This window comes from Butyricicoccus sp. (assembly GCF_977037065.1).
The window spans coordinates 33,164-50,993 of sequence record NZ_CDRQNY010000008.1 but is presented as its reverse complement, the minus strand read 5'-3'; the positions used below and the strand labels follow the sequence as shown (position 1 = coordinate 50,993).

The following is a 17,830-nucleotide window of genomic DNA, read 5'->3' as shown; positions in this document are numbered from 1 at the left end:
ATGGTAAATTTATTTGTTTGCGCTGATGATTTCCTTCTCCTCGGCGGTCATCAGGCTGTCGCGGTCGGCGCTGTCCGAGCCAAACTCCAAGCGGGTCTTGACATAATCATCATCCGGCAGGTTGAACACCTGTGCCAGATAGTTTAAGTAAACGTCCGCCATGATTTCCAGCTTGCCGTAATCGGTCTCCCACGGTACGAGCGACTGCGTGCCGACGCTGACCGTGCCGTCCTCCCGGCGGTCAATTTTGACCGGCAGACTGCATTCCGCTGCACGCTTTTCGGCAGTGTCCGGCAGGCTGTCGTAAAGGCCCTCCATCCAGAAGCGGCATTTGCCGTCATATACGGCGAGCTTGTGCTCCGAGCCGTCCGGTTTGGTGATGATTTTGTATTCCATATAGATTAAACTCCTTGTTTTTGTTCCTCGTCAATGGTTCCGCGAAAATAAGAAACAAGAACACCGTATTTTTCGCCATCCTTGTTTGCGGAAAAGGCATAGTAGTCGGACATGTCCGCAGGTTCGGGCGCAGTAAAGTAGAGAGCCTCGCTGTCCTGTCCGTCTTTATATGCGGTATTGTTATTGGGATTTACTTTGTAGTAAGCGCAGTCGGTATAGCCTGCCTGCTCGACGATACTCTGTGCCTGAGATGCCGTAATCGGGTGGGTAATCAGCAGAAATGCGCCGGTAACACACAGAGCGACTGCCATAGTAACCGCATAAGCAGTGGAATTTTGCTCTCGATATCTTAGCTCGATAATGCTCAACGTAGCCCAAAGCGGCAGGAAAATCCAGTTGTCGAGAGAATACGGTTCCGTGAACAGTATGTACGGAATGGTGCAGAGGATACCGCAGAATATCAGCTGACAAAGCCGTGTAACGATATGATTAGGCGGAAACCATGGTTCTCGTTCCTCGCCTGTGCGCCCTGCGGCTGATGCAATAAAAACAGCGCAGGTAGCGCCAACCAGCACAGGATTGTCCAGCAGCATCCGGCCGTACACGAAGAAGTGCAGACCGAAAATCACGGCCGTGCAGATACAGCAGATACCGGCGTTCATAATATGTTTGTTACTCATAACCCTACCTCCTCGCAATAATTCCTAATTACGAATTAGCTTATCTGCGGAACATTTTCGCGCCCTTTTTGACCGCTGCAACAAACGCATCCACATCTTCCTTGGTGTTGAACGGTGCAAACGACACGCGCAGCGCGCTGTCCGTGCGCGCCTTCGGCAGACCGAGTGCCTTGAGCACACCGCTCTGCTTGCCCTTGGAGCAGGCTGAGCCGCTGGAAATGTAAACCTCGTCCCCCTCGAGTACATGCAGCATGACCTCGCTCTTGCAGCCGGGCATGGAAAGATTGACAACATGCGGGATATTGCCTTCGCCGTTGATCACAGCGTCCGGCAGCTCGGCGCTGACCTGCTGCTTGAGGTAGTCGGCCAGCGCCTGCACATGGGCGTAATCCTCATCGAAATGCGCCATGCGAATCTCGCACGCCTTGGCAAATGCGGCAATATTCGGCACGGCCTCGGTGCCTGGGCGCATGCCGCGCTCCTGACCGCCGCCGAAGGTCAGCGGCGGCAGACGCAGACCCTTCTTGACATACAGTGCACCGATGCCCTTGGGTGCGCCGATCTTGTGGCCGGAAACGCTCATCAGGTCACAGTTCCATTTTTTCGGCGTCAGGCGTACACGGCAAAGACCCTGTACGGCATCAATATGGAACAGCGCCTTGGGTGCCTTGGCCTTGAGCAGCCTGCCGAGCTGTTCGACCGGCTGTACCGTGCCGATCTCGTTGTTGACCAGCTGGCAGGAGAGAAGAATGGTGTCCTCGGTCAGTGCTTCGCTCAGCACCTCGGGCGTGATGTGACCGGTTGCGTCCGGTGCAAGGAAAACTACGTCGAAGCCGTCCGCAGCAAGCTGCTTTGCGGTGTTGACGGTTGCCGCGTGCTCGATCTCGGTCGTGATGATGCGGCCCTTTTTATGTCGGTTGAGGTGAGCGGCACCGCGCAGGCTGATGTTGGTGCTCTCCGTGCCGCAGGCGGTGAAATATACTTCCTCAGGCAGACAGCCGAGCGCAGACGCGACCGTCCTGCGGCTGTCCTCAAGCAGATGCGAGGCCTCCAGACCCATGCGGTGCAGGCTGGACGGATTGCCGAACTCCTCGCACATCGCGTGAACGGCCGCTTCGGCTGCTTCGGGCAGCACGCGGGTCGTCGCCGCGTTATCAAGATAATGCATAGAAAAACGAACTCCTTCATCGGGGCAGACCGCCGTGCGGCCATACTTCCCGCTATTATAAAATATTTTACAACGGCGGGCCGCCTTTTACAAGACAAAAACGTGCAAAACGGCATTGAAAAGTAGAAAAGGGTATGCTATAATTTTAAGGGTATGGCTGTTACCTATTATAAGTATACTGCGTGACAAGAGCACGTTGCAGATAGAAAGGGAGGAAATCCTAATGCCAGGTAAGGTAATTCTCGGCGCCCAGTGGGGCGACGAAGGCAAGGGTAAGTTTATTGATATTTTCGCAGGCAAGGCGGATCTGGTTGTCCGCAGCCAGGGCGGCAACAATGCCGGTCACACCGTTGTAGCCGGCGGTGAGAAGTACAAGCTGCAGCTGATTCCGTCCGGCATCCTGTATCCGGAGTGCGTCAACGTCATCGGCCCGGGTGTTGTTGTCAATCCGAAGGCTGTCCTCGGCGAGATCGACGGCCTGCACGAGAAGGGCGTTTCCACCGACAAGCTGTTCATCGACGCACGCTGCCACTGCATCATGCCGTGGCACCTTGAGCTGGATGCGCTCAGCGAGGCGGAGAAGGCCAAGGAAGGCACCGCAATCGGCACCACCAAGAAGGGCATCGGCCCGACCTATATGGACAAGTCCGAGCGCAGCGGCATCCGCATGCACGATTTTGTAGACGCAGAGCGTTTCGAGGAGGTTATCCGCGAGACCTGTGCCCGCAAGAACCGCGTGATCACCGGCGTTTACGGCGGCGAGCCGATCGACGCGGACGCTGTTATCGCAGAGTACAAGGTTTACGCAGACCGTCTGCGTCCGATGGTGCGCGACACCACCGTTATGACCTATGATGCTATCAAGTCCGGCAAGGAAGTGCTGTTCGAGGGTGCACAGGGCACGCTGCTCGACCTCGACATGGGCACCTATCCGTATGTTACCTCGTCTCATCCGGTAGCAGGCGGCTGCTGCATCGGTTCCGGTGTCGGCCCGACTGCCATCAACGAGATTATGGGTATCTTCAAGTCCTACACTACCCGTGTGGGCGAGGGTCCGTTCCCGACCGAGCTGTTCGACGAGACCGGCGACTACATCCGCAATGCAGGCGGCGAGTTCGGTACCGTTACCGGCCGTCCGCGCCGTACCGGCTGGTTCGACGCAGTTGTTGCACGCTACGCAGTTCGTGTAAACGGTCTGACCGACGTTGTCATCAACAAGATCGACCCGCTGCGCGGCCTGCCGAAGCTCAAGGTCTGCGTTGCATACAAGCTGAAGAACGGCGAAACCGTTACCGAGTTCCCGGCGAACTTTATGGATCTGGTGGACTGCGAGCCGGTCTACGAGGAGTTCGACGGCTTTGATGAGGATATCACCAACTGCCGTTCCTTCGAGGAACTGCCGGCAACCGTGCAGTCCTACATCAAGGAACTGGAGCGCATCATCGAGTGCCCGATTACCATGCTTGGCGTAGGTCCTGCTCGTGATCAGGTTATGACCATCAAATAATTCGTCCGAAACCACGCTTTCGGACGAGAGGGACGTACCGAGCCAATGGCTCGGATACGTCCTATACGGGATTTTGCGCGTCCGCCTTGGCGGGCACACAAAATCCCTTTTTTCTTGTAAAAAAACGCAGGCGCTATCCTTGCGCGGCTATGTCCGCGCTGCGCGCGCATGTCCTGCGTTTTTTTGCATTTGCACGGCAAACGCGATTGAATGCCGCCGTGAAACGGCGGTCGTGCACGGCACGGGACAATGACTCAGATTTCTGAACGAAATCCTGTCATGTAGTTGCGGTTTGCAAGCAAACCGGAATTTTATATGTGCTTTTGCACGAAAAAAGGACGCATATTATGCGTCCTTTTTGGAACGGATTAAATAGCTGCGTTCATTCTCCATTCTCCATTTTCAATTCTCAATTCGGCAATCAGTCGCCCATCGACAGTCCGAGCGCTCTTGCCTGCTTCACCAGTTCGCTATCGGGCGGAACGGTTTTCAGCTTGCCTGCGACCTCGGTCAGCGGCACAGGCACGATGCGGTTATCCTGCAGCGCAACCATATAGCCGAACTTTTTCTGCAGGATAAGCTGGGCTGCCGCTACGCCGAACCGGCTTGTCAGCACACGGTCGGCCGGGCAGGGAGCACCGCCGCGCTGGTAATGGCCCGGAATGGTAACGCGGATCTCCTGACCGGTCAGCTCCTTCAGCTCGTCCGCAATGCGGTAGGAGATGGACGGATAGGTCATCGCCTCGCGGGCAGCCTTGAATTCCTTTTTGCTCAGCTTGGCCTCGTCCTGACTTACCGCGCCCTCAGCCACTGCAATGATCGAGAATCGTTTGCCAGCCTTGGCACGCTTTTCAATCGCTGCGGCAATCTTTTTTGCGGAGTAGGGGATTTCCGGAATAACGATGACATCCGCGCCGGAGGCAATGCCTGCGTACAGCGTCAGCCAGCCGGCTTTATGTCCCATAACCTCCACGATGAACACGCGCGAGTGCGAAAATGCGGTGGAATGGATGGAATCAATAACCGTGGACGCAATATCAATCGCGGACTGAAAACCGAATGTCAGCTCGGTGCCCCACAGATCGTTGTCGATCGTCTTGGGCAGCGTTACCACGTTTACACCCTTCATGCTCAGCAGGTTTGCGGTCTTGTGCGTGCCGTTGCCGCCCAGAATGACCAGACAGTCAAAGCCTGCCTTTTTCACCGTGTGCAGCATTTTATCCAGCTTGGTCTCCTCGCTGTCCTCGATGGTCTTGCGCATTTCCTTGAACGGCTGGCGCGATGTACCGAGAATGGTGCCGCCGACGGTCAGAATATCCGAAAAATCCTCGGGCAGCATTTCGTGGTAATCGCCCTCGATCAAACCGCGGTAGCCGTCCCGAATACCATAGATGGTTACTTTATCTCCCAGTTCGTTATACAGTGTTTTCGCTACACCGCGCAGTGCCGCGTTCAGACCCTGACAGTCGCCGCCGCTGGTCAGCATACCAATCTTTAACATACTCGTCTGCCTCCTGACTCTGTTTTTCGCATTCTGTATATTGTACAATGCGCAGTATCGTATTTTTACTATACCCTATTTGGTGTAAATTGAAAAGATACTTTACACAGATTCCACAGTTTTTTCACATGGATTTTTTGTGACTTTCGGCAGTTGCATATTGAGCGGCAGATGTGTTATGCTAATGCCAGACAGATTCCCTGCAACTGACGGACACAGGTGGAGCGCAAACCACCGGGGAGCAGGGAGTTCCGTAATCAGATGCACCGTGAAGTGTATCTCAATGCCGACCGTCTGGGCAGTGTCGCAAGTAATACGCGATGCTGTCCTTTTTTGTTACCATAAAAAGGACAGCAGACAGCACAAACAGGAGGAAAAGAACATGAACGCATGGAATAACTTTAATGGCGGCAACTGGGAAAACGAGATCAACGTCCGCGATTTTATCCAGAAGAATTACACCCCGTATGATGGTGACGGCGCTTTTCTGGCTCCGGCTACCGCACGCACGACTGCACTGCGTGAGAAGTTCGACGCACTGCTCGCGGAGGAGCGCGAAAAGGGCGGTGTCCGCAATATCGACACCGAGACCGTTATCACCATCACGGCCTTCGGCCCGGGCTATCTCGACAAGGACAACGAGGTAATTGTCGGCCTGCAGACCGATGAGCCGCTCAAGCGTGCATGCAATCCGTTCGGCGGCATGCGTATGGTCCGTGATGCGTGCAAGCAGTACGGCTACGAGGTTTCTCCCAAGATTGAGGAGGAGTTCAAGTACCACAAGACCCACAACGACGGCGTATTCTCCGCATACACCAAGGACGTTCGTGAAGCGCGTCACGTTGGTCTGCTGACCGGCCTGCCGGATGCTTACGGCCGCGGCCGCATCATCGGTGACTACCGCCGCGTGGCGTTGTACGGCGTGAATCGCCTCATCGAGGAGAAGCAGAAGGACAAGGATGCGCTCGGCAGCGTGCCGACCACCGAGAAGGAAATCCGCTGCGCGGAGGAGCTGAGCGACCAGATCAAGGCGCTCAAGGATATGATCGCAATGGCGGCTTCCTACGGCTTTGATATCACCCGTCCGGCGGAGAACGCAAAGGAGGCCGTTCAGTGGCTGTACTTTGGCTATCTGGCCGGCATCAAGGAGCAGAACGGCGCTGCAATGAGCCTTGGCCGCACCTCCACCTTCCTCGATATCTACTTTGAGCGTGATATTGCGGCAGGTCTCATGACCGAGTCCGAGGCACAGGAGATCATGGACGATTTCGTGCTGCACCTGCGTATGGCGCGCCACCTGCGCACGCCGGAGTACAACGAGCTGTTCGGCGGCGACCCGATGTGGATCACCGAGGCAGTCGGCGGCATCGGCGAGGACGGCCGTCACATGGTTACGAAGAACAGCTACCGCATGCTCAACACCCTGTACAATCTGAACGCTGCCGCAGAGCCGAATCTGACCGTTCTGTGGAGCGAAAACCTGCCGGAGAACTGGAAAAAGTTCATCGCAAAGGTGTCTATCGACACGGATGCGCTCCAGTACGAGAACGACGACGTCATGCGCCCGTACTACGGCGATGATTACGCTATCGCGTGCTGCGTATCCGCGATGCGCGTCGGTAAGGACATGCAGTTCTTTGGTGCGCGTGCCAACATCGCAAAGCTGATGATGATGGCGATCAATGGCGGCCGTGACGAGAACAAGTTCGAGCAGGTCGGCCCGGAGATGCCGGTCATGGACGGCGATGTGCTGGATTATGAGGAGGTTCTCCGCCGCATGGACTTCTACCGTCCGTGGCTGGCTAAGACCTACGTTTCCGCGATGAACACCATCCATTACATGCACGACAAGTATGCCTACGAGAAGAGCCAGATGGCGCTGCATGACACTGAGGTGCGCCGCCTGATGGCGTTCGGCATTGCGGGCATGAGCTGCATGGCAGATTCGCTTTCCGCGATCAAGTATGCCAAGGTAAAGCCCATCCGTAATCCGGAGAACGGCATTATCGTGGATTTTGAGATCGAGGGCGATTTCCCGAAGTTCGGCAACGACGACGATCGTGTAGATCAGATCGCGTGTGAGCAGGTCGAGAAGTTCTATCAGGCACTGACGCAGTTCCCGCTGTACCGCGGCGCAATTCATACGCTGTCCATCCTGACCATCACCTCCAACGTAATGTACGGCAAAAAGACCGGCAATACGCCGGACGGCCGCCGTCACGGCGAACCGCTGGCACCGGGCGCAAACCCGATGAGCGGCCGTGATGTTTCCGGCGCACTGGCATCGCTCAACTCGGTTGCAAAGCTGAGCTACACCTACTGCCGCGATGGTATCTCCAACACGTTCTCCATCACGCCGGGTGCGCTCGGCAAGACCGATGAGGAGCAGGTGAACAACCTTGTTGCCATCATGGGCGGCTACTTCGCGCAGAACGCGCATCACCTGAACGTAAACGTACTCAATCGTGAAACCCTGATGGCGGCTTACGAGCATCCGGAGCAGTACCCGAACCTGACCATTCGTGTTTCCGGCTACGCGGTCAACTTCTACAAGCTGAGCCGTGAGCAGCAGCGTGAGGTTATTTCGCGTACCTTCCACGAGGCGATTTAACCTCTAAGGGGGATGCTGTCCCCCTTAGATACCCAACCGGTTCCTTGCGAAACCGTTTGGGATAACCTCCTCTCGCCCGCACAGCGGACGAGGACGCGCCGCCGCGGCGCGGGCAGAGGTATGGTTCCGCGGCAAAGCCACGGAACCATTTATTTTTTTCGAATAGAAAGGAAAGTGGCAATATGACCGGAAACATTCATTCCATTCAGTCCCTCGGCGCGGTGGACGGCCCCGGCGTGCGATACGTCGTATTTATGCAGGGCTGCCCGCTGCGGTGCGTCTATTGCCACAATCCCGATACCTGGCTGACCGAAGGCGGCACACCGACCGACGTGGACGAGCTGGTCCGCAAGGCTCTCCGGTTTCGTCCGTACTGGAAGAATGGCGGCGGCGTAACCGTCACCGGCGGCGAACCGCTCCTGCAGGCCGAATTTGTTGAGGAGTTTTTCGCCAAGCTGCATGAGCACGGCGTACACACCGCGCTCGATACCTCCGGCGTGGGCAATCTCTCCAAAGCGGAAAAGGTGCTCGCGCACACGGATTTAGTCCTGTGCGACCTGAAATTTCTCACCAAAGCGGATTATCTCAAGAACTGCCGCGCGGATTTCGACCAGATTGAGCGTTTCCTGCAGCTGACCGCGATGAAAAACGTGCCGCTGTGGATTCGGCATGTGGTCGTGCCCGGTCTGACCGATGGTATGGACCATTTACACCGCGTCAAAGCCAAGGCGGAAAGCTATCCCAACTTTGAAAAGCTGGAGTTTTTGCCGTTCCACAAGCTGTGCATGGAAAAATATGAACGGCTCGGTCTGGAGTTTCCGCTGAAGGACACGCCTGCCATGAACCCGGATGCCCTGAAAACCATGGTCGCACAGCTGTAACACGGTAAAACGGGAATCAAGCGGCAAATTATGAACTTTAGGCAAAACCGCGTCTTGTCAGTACGCAAAATTTACTCGCAAATCGCTCTTGTTCAATTATGCGGTGTTGCCTTAGAAACAAACCTTTCAAATTCTGTTCAAAATTCGTTCACACATTTTGCGGCAAAGTGGGGTATACTAACATTGTCGATGAGGGAAGCCGCAATCCCGAACGACACAGCCTACTGATTTTTTTATTTCTCTTTTACCCCCTTTATTTTGTGAAATGACCGAAAACACCCTGTTTCCGTTCCCCCTCGGAGGCAGGGTGTTTTCCTGTACGAAACCGGGTTTTCGGCAGTACACAAACCTTTCAAATTATGTTCAAAATTCGTTCACACATTTTGAAGTAAAGTGCGGTATACTAACATTGTCGATAAGGGAAGCCGCAATCCCGAATCGATAGTCATCTACAATCTTTTATTTCTCTTTTACCCCCTTTATTTTGTGAAATGATCGAAAACACCTCGGTTTCGTTTCCCCCACGGAGCCGGGGTGTTTTCCTGCCTCGGAGTATCTTTGAAATGGTTAAGCAGGGTACTTGTTTACATTGTAAAAAATATTTCAAGGTCTGTTCACGATTTGTTCACAATTAAAGGGCGCCTGCGCGATATACTATAGGTGTCAGTAAGAGTTACCCCTTTTCTCAAGCTGACAACCTCTTTTCTTTGATTTTATCACCTTTTCTTAAACTCTTTTCGTTTGCATCAACGAGAACGCCCTGTTTCCTTCCCCCGGGAAACAGGGCGTTTCTCTTTTGGCTGCCAAACTGCGGCTTGGACGATATGCTGTTTTCTTTTCATATCCTTCACAGCATATTCAAATTTCGTTCACACATTCGGCATAAAAAGACGGTATACTGTACTTGTCAGTGAGGGAGAGCCGCAAATCCCGCATTGACGTCATCCGATTTTTTTCATTTCTCTTTTTTCCCTTTTTCAATTTGTGTTATTAACCGAAAGCACCGTTGTTTCGTTCCCCCGCGAAACAGCGGTGCTTTCCCGTTTTTGGCATTTGTCAATAAATAAGCCGGTGCGATGCTTGCGGAAAGTTTCTTTTTAGGGTATACTGTTTCTATGCAAGATATATAGGTAAGGAGTTGTTTTTTATGGGTTGCTCGCATAATTGCGATAGCTGCTCGTCTAACTGCGGCGGCGAAAAGAGCCTCAAGGTTGCAGCCAATCCGGCGGCCTCTGTTAAAAAAGTCATCGGCGTTGTTTCCGGTAAGGGCGGCGTAGGCAAGAGCCTGCTCACCTCGATGATGGCGGTCGGCATGACGCGCAAGGGTTATTCCTGCGGTGTGCTGGATGCCGACATCACCGGTCCGTCTATCCCCAAGACCTTCGGCGTACACGGTCAGCTCGAGGGCTGCGAGGAAGGCATCCTGCCGGCACGCAGCGAAGGCGGCGTACAGATGATCTCCATCAACCTCGTTCTCCCGAACGAGGACGATCCGGTTATTTACCGCGGTCCGATCATCGCGGAGACTGTCAAGCAGTTCTGGTCGGACGTTGTATGGGACGATGTGGACTTCCTGTTTGTCGATATGCCTCCCGGAACGGGCGACGTACCGCTGACCGTGTTCCAGTCCCTGCCGGTGGACGGCATCATCGTTGTCACCTCGCCGCAGGATCTGGTCTCCATGATCGTCGGCAAGGCGGTTAAGATGGCGAAGATGATGAACATTCCGGTGCTCGGCATCGTGGAGAACTACAGCTATCTGGCATGCCCGGACTGCGGCAAGCACATTTCGGTATTCGGCGAGAGCCACATTGACGAGGTAGCCGCGCACTACGAACTGCCGGTTCTGGCCAAGCTGCCGATCGACCCGAAGCTGGCTGCGGCGGTTGACGCAGGCAAGATCGAGGATGCAAAGCTGCCGGACGAGCTTTCCGGTGCGCTTAAGACCGTGGAGGGTCTGTTATGAACATTGGCGTAGCATATGAAAACGGCCGGATCGCCAAGAATCTGGGCGACTGCCGTGAGGTGCTCATTATCACCACCGAGGGCCGGGAACCGGTCGGCAAGCGCATTGCCAGGATTGCCGGCACATCCGCGACCGACCTGATCAAGTTCGCCGGTCTGGAGCAGATCGACGTGCTCATCTGCGGTTCGCTCGGTCTGGCAACGCGCAACGCACTCGAGATGCTCGGCGTGCTGCTCGTGCCCGGCTGCGAAGGCTCGGCGGAGGAATCGGTTGCAAAGTTTCTCGTCGGTGAAAAGCAGGGTGACCCGACCATCCTCGAGATCGGCCGTGAGGAAGATCCGGATGATCCGATGGCATGCATGCACGACTGTGCAAAGTGCTCCGGCTGCGGCCCGAGCGAGCTGCTCAAGCAGATTCCGGTCGAGGAGATCAAGTAAAACCATAAAAACCACCGAATTTCGGTGGTTTTTATGGTTCCAATGGAGAGGTGAAGATGGAGAATAAATGTTCAGATGAAGTAAGTGCCGCTCCTTTTGCGGAAAGGTAATTCTCCATTTTCCATTCTCCATTCTCAATTTGATGAAACTGTGTTATAATCAAATGTATCATTATAATACAAGGAAAGAAGCTATTATGGATACCGAAAATCCGAAAACAGCAATCGAATACATACACTCTCTCGGCAGATTTTCCGGCAAGCCGGGTCTGCACCGCATCAAGGCGCTGTGCAAGGCGCTGGGAAACCCGCAGGACAGGCTGAAGTTTGTTCATCTTGCGGGCACGAACGGCAAAGGCTCGACCGCGTGCATGATCGCCTCGGCACTGCAGGCGGCCGGAATGCGCACCGGACTGTATACCTCACCGTATCTGGTGCAGTTTTACGAGCGCATCCGCGTGGACGGCGTGATGATCTCGGACGACGATCTGACGCGCCTGTGCGAACGGGTAACGGTGGCGTGTGAATCGCTCACACTGCCCGAGGGTGAGACCATCGGCGAGTTTGAGTTTACGACCGCACTGGCGTTCCTCTTCTTTGTTGAGCAGGAATGCGATATTGTGGTTCTCGAAACCGGTCTGGGCGGCCGTTGTGATGCGACAAATGTCATCAAAAATGCGGAGGTCTGCGTTATTACGCCGATTTCGCTCGACCATATGGCGGTGCTTGGCAACACAACGGCGGTCATTGCGGCCGAGAAGGCAGGTATTTTCAAGCCGGGTGCGGCGGTTGTCTGCGCGGACGGTCAGCCGAACGATGTACAGCGGGTGCTGCGCCGTGCCTGCGACGCGGCGGGCGCTGTCTGGTTCGGCGGAGCGGAGGACTGCCGCGTACTGCGGTGTGACATCGGCGGTTCGGCGTTCGTGTACGAGGCGCAGGGCTACACCATTGCCATGCCCGGACGGCATCAGCTGCAGAATGCGCGGACGGCTCTGCGGGCGCTGAACGCACTGCGCGAGCGCGGCTGGAACATTCCGACCGAAGCCGCCGTGCGCGGTCTGGCGCGGGCGCGTATCGCAGGCCGGCTGGAACGCGTGGTCGATCAGCCGCTCATCCTGCTCGACGGCGCACACAATGCCGCAGGCGCGGATGCTCTGTGTCACGCGGTGGATGAGTTGCTCAAGATGAAGCGGCTGCACGTTGTGATGGGCATGGTGCGCGACAAGGACTACGAAACCTGTGTTCACGAGGTCGCCAGCCGCGCGGATGACTTTTACGCCTGTGCGCCGGATGCGGGTGAGCGTTCGCTGGATGCACACACGATTGCAGAGCTGGCGCGGCAGTCGTGCAAGCGCGTGTACGAATGCGAATCCGCCGAGCACGCCATTGAGCTTGCGCTGGAGCATGCGAAGATGAACGACTGCATTCTTATCTGCGGTTCGCTGTACCTCATCGGTGAGTGCGAGAAGATTTTGCGTGGCCGACCGAAAGCGACAGATTAAAATGGAATAAACAGGTAAAATAAGGCTTGTACTTTGAAAGTACAAGCCTTTTATTTTTGTGTCAGTTGTTTTCAATAGGTATATTGTTTGGTATATCGCAGGGCGGGGTACCATGCGAAATAAGAGGTAATATTTTGCTGATTTCGAGGTGACATATATGCTGCAAATCACGCAGAGAAGGCAGGAGGGCACGTTGATCGCGGTGTACACCGGTGAACTGGACCATCATGCAGCACGGGCGGCGATCGAGCAGACCGAGGATCTGCTGGTGCTGTTTCCATGCGAAAAGCTGGTGCTCGACCTGTCCGAGCTGACGTTTATGGACAGCTCCGGTCTGGCGGTCGTCCTGCATCTGTACCGCACCTGTGCCCGCAGCGGACGCGAATTTGCGGTGCGCGGCACACCGCCGCAGCCGATGCGGGTGTTTGAGGCGGCCGGTCTGCCGCAGGTGATGGTTTTTGAAAGGGGGAAGGAATAATGCGGGCGGTCATCAACAAAATGAGCCTGAAATTCGAGAGCCATTCGGTCAACGAGGCGTTTGCGCGGCAGGCGGTCGGCGCGTTTGTCGCGCAGCTGGACCCAACGATGGAGGAACTTGGCGACATCAAAACCGTGGTCTCCGAGGCGGTGACGAATGCCATTGTACACGGCTACGCGGACAAATGCGGGTTTATCACGGTCACGGTGCGGCTGTTCGAGGGACGCGCCCTGGAACTGAAAGTAAAGGACGCCGGATGCGGCATTGAGAATGTCGAGCAGGCGCGCCAGCCCATGTTCACCACGGGCGACGACACGCGCAGCGGCATGGGATTTACCATCATGGAGACATTCACGGACAAAATGCGCGTGCGCTCCACGCCGGGGAAGGGAACGCTGGTTGCGATGGTCAAGGTGCTGAAGGAGCGGCAGGCGTGACCGGAGAAATGCGCACGCTGCTCGAGCAGGCGGCTTCGGGCGACAGGGATGCGGAAGCGCGGCTGATCGAGGACAACAGCGGTTTAATCTGGTCGATCGCGCGGCGGTATTACGGGCGCGGCACCGAGCCGGACGATCTGTATCAGCTGGCGTGTGTCGGCTTCATCAAGGCCGTGCGCGGTTTCGATGTGTCGCGCGGCAACGAGTTTTCTACCTATGCGGTGCCCAAAATCGCGGGTGAGATTCGGCGGTTCCTGCGGGACGACGGTGCGGTCAAGGTCAGCCGGGCGGTCAAGGAACGCGCGGTTCGTGTGCGCCGCCTGCAAAGCGACTGGGAGAGCCGGAACGGACGGTCACCGACCGTATCAGAACTGGCAGAGGCCGCCGGATTGACGGTCGAGGAAGTAGCGGCCTGCGAGCAGGCGGACGTGTCGGTGGACTCGTTCGAGCGGGAGCTGTCCGGCGGCGGACGCGTAGGTGATCTGGTCGGTGACGAGGGAATGGAGGAGAGAACCTGCCTGCATCTGTCGCTGCACGAGGCTCTGCAGGACTTGCCCGACCGCGACAGGCAGGTGCTCAGTCTGCGCTATTCGCGTGATTTGACGCAGCAGCAGGTCAGCCGTATCGTCGGTGTGTCGCAGGTGCAGGTCTCGCGCATCGAAAAACGTGCCATAGAGAAGCTGAGGGAAATGCTGAGAGAGTGAAAAAGGAGTTCTCGTGAGAGAACTCCTTTTGATGTCCTTATTTTGTGAAAAGATTGCGGAAAATATGGGATATGCTGAAAATGCTTTTGAACGTATCAAAGAGGCCATCAAAAACATGCTTGGTTGCTTTTGTTCTTTGATGCGTTTTAATAATAGAAGATAAATCCTTGGGATGTGCCACAAAAGCTGCAATACCGGCTGCGCCGATAACAGCAGAAGTACCTGCAACAATGGAGCCGATAAAGGATTTCTTGCGGCCAGCATCGTGATCTTTATATTGCTCAAGTTGACTCTGGTACTCGTTGTATCTAATCGTAAGATCATCAAGCTGTGCATTTCTTTCAGAGAGGGACAAAGTGTTGTCGTTCTGAATAATGGTCATTTGATATTTAAGAAGATCCAGCATTGCTTTGGAGTAGTCAACTGTTTGCTGGTCTGGAGCAAATGCAGCAGCAACGCCCTTGTCTACGGTTTCCAATAATTTGGGAAGTGTGGTATCCAAAGCCTTCGATAGAACAGTTAGTTTCCTTGTTTTCAGCTTTACGACAGCATCGATGATTTTGGGTGCAAGGGTTTTGGCGATATTCCCAAATTCATCGATAAGTACATTGCGAATAGAGCCTTTCACGGCGGATTGTTTTAATAATGCCAAATCGCTCATAATGCCATCTCCTATTCAAACATTGAATGTAATGGAAATTTCTTTATATTCAATATAGCATATTTACTGTATGAGGTCAACTGACCTCATAAAATAAATGCCCTATTGTTATCATAACAATAGGGAGGACGACGGAATGATAGATGCGAAGAGCATTGGCATAATTATACGAGAATTACGGGTGAAAAAGGGCATTACGCAGGAACAATTAAGCGGTTTAGCGGCTTTAGACCGTACACATTACAGCAAAATCGAACGTGGATTAAGAAGTCCTAATGTTGATACGCTATTTAAGATTGCATTTGCGCTGAATATGAAACCGCATGAATTGGTTGAAATCATTGAAGAAAATGTAGAATTTAAGTTTGAATAACCCTCTGAATGAATGTGTTCAGAGGGTTTTTGTATATTAAATTTTATGCATAAACTGCCCGGCCGACTTTGCCATCAGCCGCTTGGTGCCCTTCTGATCAAATGCAATTTCGAGCAGGGCATCGCCACCCATCGGCTTTACCGACACGATCAGTCCATCGCCGAAGGCCTTATGGAACACGCGATCGCCTGCGGCAAAATTCGGCAGCGGCTTGCTTTTAGCTGCCGAGGCCAGCGACGCGCTCGGCGCTGCATTTGCAGCGGAAACGTACCGCGCGCGAGCCACCTGCGGACGCGAAAGCGTCGGATCGGGTGCAGTTGCGTTCGAGAACCGGCGGCTCTCGGTGATATTGCTCTCAAGCAGATCTTCCGGCATCTCATCAACAAAGCGCGACGGATGCGAATACTGCGTGCGGCCGTACAGCAGGCGGCGCTCCGCACAGGTGAGATACAGCTGCTCCTTCGCGCGGGTGACGGCAACGTAGCACAGGCGGCGTTCCTCCTCCATGTCCTCGTCCTTCTCCATTGCACGGAAGCCGGGGAACAGCCCGTCCTCCATGCCCGCGAGGAATACGACAGGAAATTCCAGACCCTTGGCGGCATGCATGGTCATCATGATAACCGCGTCATCGTCCTCGCCGGACTGGTCGGCATCCGTGTACAGCGCCATGTTCTCGAGAAAATCGCCGAGCGACGGCGTTTCGGTCTTGTCCTCGTAATCGACAATGTAGGATTTTAACTCCTCGATGTGCTCAATGCGGCTTTCCTCTTCTGCGCCGCCCTTGAGCTGCAGCGCACGGATGTAGCCGCTTTTGTCCATGAGTTCATCGTACAGCTCGGAAAGCGAAACAAATTCCCGCAGCTTGCGCAGATTTTCGATCATCTCGCCGAACTTCTCCATTGCCGCGGCGCCGCGGGACAGGGCAGGGTACTGAGAAGCATGGCATACCACATCATACAGTGTTGTGCCATACTCAACGGCAAGCCGCATGGCGGTTTCGACCGACTTATCGCCAATCTTGCGGGCAGGCGTGTTGATGATACGGCGCAGACGCAGCTCGTCCGCAGGATTTTCGATCACCCACAGGTAGGCGAACATGTCCTTGACCTCGGCGCGCGAGAAGAAGTCGCGGCCCTTGTACACGCGGTACGGGATGCCCGCGCGGATGAATGCGGCGGCAATGTTATCCGACAGGACGTTATTGCGGTACAGAACGGCGAAATCTCCCCATTTTCGGCCCTGCTCCACGCCTTCGCGGATGGTATCGGCAATGTAGGCGGCTTCGCCCTCCTGGCTGTCCGAGCGATGCAGACGGATTTTCGCACCGTCACCGTGGTCGGTCCACAGCTCCTTGCCCTTACGGCCGACGTTGTTGCGGATAACCTCGTTTGCGGCATTCAGAATGTTGCCGGTCGAGCGGTAATTCTGTTCCAGACGGATGGTTTTCGCGTCCTTGAACTGCTTTTCAAACTCCAGAATGTTCGTGATCGTTGCACCGCGGAACTTGTAGATACTCTGGTCGTCATCGCCGACCACGCAGATGTTCTCGTAATAACCTGCCAGCAGGCTGGTGAGCACATACTGCGCGTAGTTGGTATCCTGATACTCATCCACGAGCACGTAGCGGAACTGGCGCTGATAGTATTCCAGCACCTCGGGGTTGTTCTGCAGCAGCAGCACGGTTTTCATGATAATATCGTCGAAATCCAGTGCACAGGCCTTTTTCATGGCCTTTTCGTAATCGCGGTAGACGTCTGCGACCTTTTCACGGAAGTAGTCACCGGCGGCATCCGCACTGAACTGACGAGGAGTCATCAGCTTGTCCTTCGCGCGGGAGATCATGCCCATCACGGTTCGCGGATCGAAATTCTTGGGATCGAGATCGAGCTTTTTCATTACGTTGAGAATAACGCGCTTCTTGTCGTCCTCATCGTAGATGGTGAACGCGCTCTCAAAGCCGAGCAGGTCAACGTGCTTGCGCAGAATGCGCAGGCAGGCCGTGTGGAAGGTGTACGCCCAGACAGCGGACGCGGCTTCCTCGTCACCGAGGGCAAATTCCAGACGCTCGCGCAGCTCACGCGCGGCCTTATTCGTGAACGTGATCGCAATCACCTGCCATGGGCGAGCGGGATTCATCGCGCACAGGTGCTCCGCACGGGCACGGTTCTCTGGGTTAGGGTCGGTCAGGTATTCGGTCAGGAATAGAAGATCGTCCTCGGTCGCCCAGTCGGGCGCATAGGGATTGTCCAGTCCATCGCCGAACTTGAGAATGTTGATGATGCGGTTGATGAGCACGGTCGTCTTGCCGCTGCCTGCACCCGCCAGGATGAGCAGCGGGCCCTCGGTCTGATAGACAGCCTCGCGCTGCTTGTCGTTTAACTTGGAAAAGCGCTGTTCGATGATCGCACGCCGGACAGCGGCATATTTCATATCAAATTTGGTCGGTTCCATAGGTTTCCTCGTTTCGTTTGAAGATACAGAAAATCAAATGCAGAGATAGTATATCATATTCGGGAAAAGAAAACAAAT

The 17,830-nt window shown here is 54.9% G+C and carries 16 protein-coding genes and 1 riboswitch; of the genes, 10 read left to right on the top strand and 6 right to left on the bottom strand.

Annotated elements, in window-relative coordinates:
• Positions 1 to 9 precede the first annotated feature (9 nt).
• The 3 genes from ACWVX6_RS04680 to ACWVX6_RS04670 are packed head-to-tail and all read right to left on the bottom strand — an operon-like array spanning position 10 to position 2,244.
• Positions 10 to 396, bottom strand: coding sequence for a hypothetical protein (locus ACWVX6_RS04680; RefSeq protein ID WP_455152475.1), 387 nt, complete (start codon positions 394 to 396; stop codon positions 10 to 12).
• Between the two features lie 5 nt (positions 397 to 401).
• Complete coding sequence (locus ACWVX6_RS04675) at positions 402 to 1,076, bottom strand: hypothetical protein (protein WP_455152474.1); 675 nt, start codon at positions 1,074 to 1,076, stop codon at positions 402 to 404.
• Between the two features lie 40 nt (positions 1,077 to 1,116).
• Complete coding sequence (locus ACWVX6_RS04670) at positions 1,117 to 2,244, bottom strand: cysteine desulfurase family protein (protein WP_455152473.1); 1,128 nt, start codon at positions 2,242 to 2,244, stop codon at positions 1,117 to 1,119.
• Positions 2,245 to 2,467: 223 nt separating this feature from the next.
• On the opposite strand from ACWVX6_RS04670, the gene ACWVX6_RS04665 reads away from it, so the two are divergent.
• Positions 2,468 to 3,751, top strand: coding sequence for an adenylosuccinate synthase (locus ACWVX6_RS04665; protein WP_110435320.1), 1,284 nt, complete (start codon positions 2,468 to 2,470; stop codon positions 3,749 to 3,751).
• Positions 3,752 to 4,172: 421 nt separating this feature from the next.
• Here ACWVX6_RS04665 and ACWVX6_RS04660 read toward each other — a convergent pair whose 3' ends face one another.
• Positions 4,173 to 5,252, bottom strand: coding sequence for a 6-phosphofructokinase (locus ACWVX6_RS04660; RefSeq protein ID WP_455152472.1), 1,080 nt, complete (start codon positions 5,250 to 5,252; stop codon positions 4,173 to 4,175).
• A 192-nt stretch (positions 5,253 to 5,444) separates the two neighbouring features.
• A riboswitch (ZMP/ZTP riboswitch) is annotated at positions 5,445 to 5,559 on the top strand.
• A 75-nt stretch (positions 5,560 to 5,634) separates the two neighbouring features.
• Here ACWVX6_RS04660 and pflB point away from each other — a divergent pair.
• The 8 genes from pflB (at position 5,635) to ACWVX6_RS04620 (ending at position 14,267) form a co-directional block, all read left to right on the top strand.
• Positions 5,635 to 7,863 (top strand): formate C-acetyltransferase, encoded by a 2,229-nt coding sequence (gene pflB, locus ACWVX6_RS04655; protein WP_382735943.1) that lies wholly within the window; start codon positions 5,635 to 5,637, stop codon positions 7,861 to 7,863.
• Between the two features lie 182 nt (positions 7,864 to 8,045).
• Positions 8,046 to 8,744, top strand: coding sequence for a pyruvate formate-lyase-activating protein (gene pflA, locus ACWVX6_RS04650; RefSeq protein ID WP_455152471.1), 699 nt, complete (start codon positions 8,046 to 8,048; stop codon positions 8,742 to 8,744).
• 1,147 nt (positions 8,745 to 9,891) lie between these two features.
• Complete coding sequence (locus ACWVX6_RS04645; protein WP_117489666.1) at positions 9,892 to 10,710, top strand: P-loop NTPase; 819 nt, start codon at positions 9,892 to 9,894, stop codon at positions 10,708 to 10,710.
• Positions 10,707 to 11,147: a NifB/NifX family molybdenum-iron cluster-binding protein gene (locus ACWVX6_RS04640; RefSeq protein ID WP_418974081.1), complete on the top strand. Its 441-nt coding sequence runs from the start codon at positions 10,707 to 10,709 to the stop codon at positions 11,145 to 11,147. The genes ACWVX6_RS04645 and ACWVX6_RS04640 overlap by 4 nt, the downstream gene beginning before the upstream one ends.
• A gap of 196 nt (positions 11,148 to 11,343) precedes the next feature.
• Positions 11,344 to 12,648, top strand: coding sequence for a bifunctional folylpolyglutamate synthase/dihydrofolate synthase (locus ACWVX6_RS04635; RefSeq protein ID WP_455152470.1), 1,305 nt, complete (start codon positions 11,344 to 11,346; stop codon positions 12,646 to 12,648).
• A gap of 157 nt (positions 12,649 to 12,805) precedes the next feature.
• Positions 12,806 to 13,126, top strand: coding sequence for an anti-sigma factor antagonist (locus tag ACWVX6_RS04630; protein WP_110435314.1), 321 nt, complete (start codon positions 12,806 to 12,808; stop codon positions 13,124 to 13,126).
• The gene (spoIIAB, locus tag ACWVX6_RS04625) at positions 13,126 to 13,563 is read left to right on the top strand and encodes an anti-sigma F factor (RefSeq protein WP_110435313.1); all 438 of its coding nucleotides are present in this window, start codon (positions 13,126 to 13,128) and stop codon (positions 13,561 to 13,563) included. Before ACWVX6_RS04630 ends, spoIIAB begins: the two co-directional genes overlap by 1 nt.
• The gene (locus ACWVX6_RS04620; RefSeq protein ID WP_455152469.1) at positions 13,560 to 14,267 is read left to right on the top strand and encodes a sigma-70 family RNA polymerase sigma factor; all 708 of its coding nucleotides are present in this window, start codon (positions 13,560 to 13,562) and stop codon (positions 14,265 to 14,267) included. Before spoIIAB ends, ACWVX6_RS04620 begins: the two co-directional genes overlap by 4 nt.
• Positions 14,268 to 14,304: 37 nt before the next feature.
• On the opposite strand, the gene ACWVX6_RS04615 is transcribed toward ACWVX6_RS04620, so the two are convergent.
• The gene (locus ACWVX6_RS04615) at positions 14,305 to 14,928 is read right to left on the bottom strand and encodes a hypothetical protein (RefSeq protein WP_118728839.1); all 624 of its coding nucleotides are present in this window, start codon (positions 14,926 to 14,928) and stop codon (positions 14,305 to 14,307) included.
• Positions 14,929 to 15,064: 136 nt separating this feature from the next.
• On the opposite strand from ACWVX6_RS04615, the gene ACWVX6_RS04610 reads away from it, so the two are divergent.
• Entirely contained in the window at positions 15,065 to 15,301 is a 237-nt protein-coding gene (locus ACWVX6_RS04610; RefSeq protein ID WP_118728840.1) for a helix-turn-helix domain-containing protein, read from the top strand.
• Between the two features lie 36 nt (positions 15,302 to 15,337).
• On the opposite strand, the gene ACWVX6_RS04605 is transcribed toward ACWVX6_RS04610, so the two are convergent.
• Positions 15,338 to 17,752, bottom strand: coding sequence for an ATP-dependent helicase (locus tag ACWVX6_RS04605; protein ID WP_455152468.1), 2,415 nt, complete (start codon positions 17,750 to 17,752; stop codon positions 15,338 to 15,340).
• Positions 17,753 to 17,830 lie beyond the last annotated feature (78 nt).

Bases quoted from the DNA above. Each gene is read 5' to 3' on its own strand.
- ACWVX6_RS04680 (WP_455152475.1), bottom strand. From the start codon at position 396: ATGGAATACAAAATCATCACCAAACCGGACGGCTCGGAGCACAAGCTC.
- ACWVX6_RS04635 (WP_455152470.1), top strand. From the start codon at position 11,344: ATGGATACCGAAAATCCGAAAACAGCAATCGAATACATACACTCTCTC.
- ACWVX6_RS04665 (WP_110435320.1), top strand. From the start codon at position 2,468: ATGCCAGGTAAGGTAATTCTCGGCGCCCAGTGGGGCGACGAAGGCAAG.
- pflA (WP_455152471.1), top strand. From the start codon at position 8,046: ATGACCGGAAACATTCATTCCATTCAGTCCCTCGGCGCGGTGGACGGC.
- ACWVX6_RS04675 (WP_455152474.1), bottom strand. From the start codon at position 1,076: ATGAGTAACAAACATATTATGAACGCCGGTATCTGCTGTATCTGCACG.
- spoIIAB (WP_110435313.1), top strand. From the start codon at position 13,126: ATGCGGGCGGTCATCAACAAAATGAGCCTGAAATTCGAGAGCCATTCG.
- ACWVX6_RS04615 (WP_118728839.1), bottom strand. From the start codon at position 14,928: ATGAGCGATTTGGCATTATTAAAACAATCCGCCGTGAAAGGCTCTATT.
- ACWVX6_RS04640 (WP_418974081.1), top strand. From the start codon at position 10,707: ATGAACATTGGCGTAGCATATGAAAACGGCCGGATCGCCAAGAATCTG.
- ACWVX6_RS04605 (WP_455152468.1), bottom strand. From the start codon at position 17,752: ATGGAACCGACCAAATTTGATATGAAATATGCCGCTGTCCGGCGTGCG.
- pflB (WP_382735943.1), top strand. From the start codon at position 5,635: ATGAACGCATGGAATAACTTTAATGGCGGCAACTGGGAAAACGAGATC.
- ACWVX6_RS04630 (WP_110435314.1), top strand. From the start codon at position 12,806: ATGCTGCAAATCACGCAGAGAAGGCAGGAGGGCACGTTGATCGCGGTG.
- ACWVX6_RS04610 (WP_118728840.1), top strand. From the start codon at position 15,065: ATGATAGATGCGAAGAGCATTGGCATAATTATACGAGAATTACGGGTG.
- ACWVX6_RS04660 (WP_455152472.1), bottom strand. From the start codon at position 5,252: ATGTTAAAGATTGGTATGCTGACCAGCGGCGGCGACTGTCAGGGTCTG.
- ACWVX6_RS04645 (WP_117489666.1), top strand. From the start codon at position 9,892: ATGGGTTGCTCGCATAATTGCGATAGCTGCTCGTCTAACTGCGGCGGC.
- ACWVX6_RS04670 (WP_455152473.1), bottom strand. From the start codon at position 2,244: ATGCATTATCTTGATAACGCGGCGACGACCCGCGTGCTGCCCGAAGCA.